We start from the raw sequence: 885 nt of genomic DNA, 5'->3' as shown, positions 1-885 counted from the left end.
CCCGCGCCCGAGGCGCTCGACGCAGCAGTGGTGGGCGGAGTTCACAGAGTAGCGCTCCTCTCCCCCGCAAGCGCGCTGAAGGAGCGATCCCTCCTGGATGATGATGTCGTGGCTCGGCCGGCCCATGAGGTTCACGTGGTTCCGCTCGCGCGCGCCAGGCGTCCTCGGGATGGTGGGAACGTCCATATTGAGCGTACCGCCGAGCGCGACGTTCAGCGCCTGGGTGCCTCGGCACACGGTGAAGAGCGGTTTGTCCGCCTCGACGGCGGCGCGCAGGAGCGCCATCTCGAACGCGTCGCGCTCGGGGCACGACGAGCAGCCGGGGTGCTCAGAGTCGTCGCCCCAGAACTTGGGCGAGACGTCGGGGCCGCCCGGCACGCAGATGCCGTCGGCGCGGCGGACGTACTCGCGGATGAGCGCCTCGTCCTCGGTGATGTTCATCATCACCGGAAGGCCGCCGGCCTCGAAGATCGCGTCGACGTAGCACTTGGTCGTCGCCTCGTTCGGCGCGAGCTGCTCTTCCCCGTACATCCGGCCCGGCTCGAAGCGGGGCGCGACGAAGATGAGCGGGCGCGACTCGGGCTTCTCGGAGTGGACGGGGCAGTCAGGGTCGCAGGTATCGCAAGAAACGCAAGATCGCATAAATTAATGTCCTTTGATGCTGTTGAGGAAGTCCTGGGCGCGCTTGGTCTGCGGGTGGTCGAAGAACTCGTCGGGCGTGCCCATCTCGATGATCTGGCCGTCTGCCATAAAGATAACGCGGTCGGCGACGCGGCGCGCGAAGTTCATCTCGTGGGTGACGACGATCATCGTCATGCCCTTCTTTGCGAGGCGCACCATGACGTCGAGGACCTCGTTGATCATCTCGGGGTCGAGTGCGGAGGT

At 66.1% G+C, this 885-nt stretch carries 1 protein-coding gene and 1 pseudogene; both read right to left on the bottom strand.

Features of this window, described 5'->3' with window-relative positions:
- The coding region (locus ACT84W_RS09940; protein WP_444329097.1) for a gamma-glutamyl-gamma-aminobutyrate hydrolase family protein at nt 1-642 on the bottom strand (642 nt) is incomplete at its 3' end.
- A gap of 3 nt (nt 643-645) precedes the next feature.
- A pseudogene (locus ACT84W_RS09935) lies at nt 646-885 on the bottom strand (amino acid ABC transporter ATP-binding protein); the annotation flags it as partial.

Origin of the sequence: Paratractidigestivibacter sp. (genome assembly GCF_052362415.1) — a bacterium.
In the GTDB taxonomy this organism is placed as follows: Bacteria; Actinomycetota; Coriobacteriia; order Coriobacteriales; family Atopobiaceae; genus Paratractidigestivibacter.
This window is presented reverse-complemented; position numbering and strand designations above follow the sequence as displayed.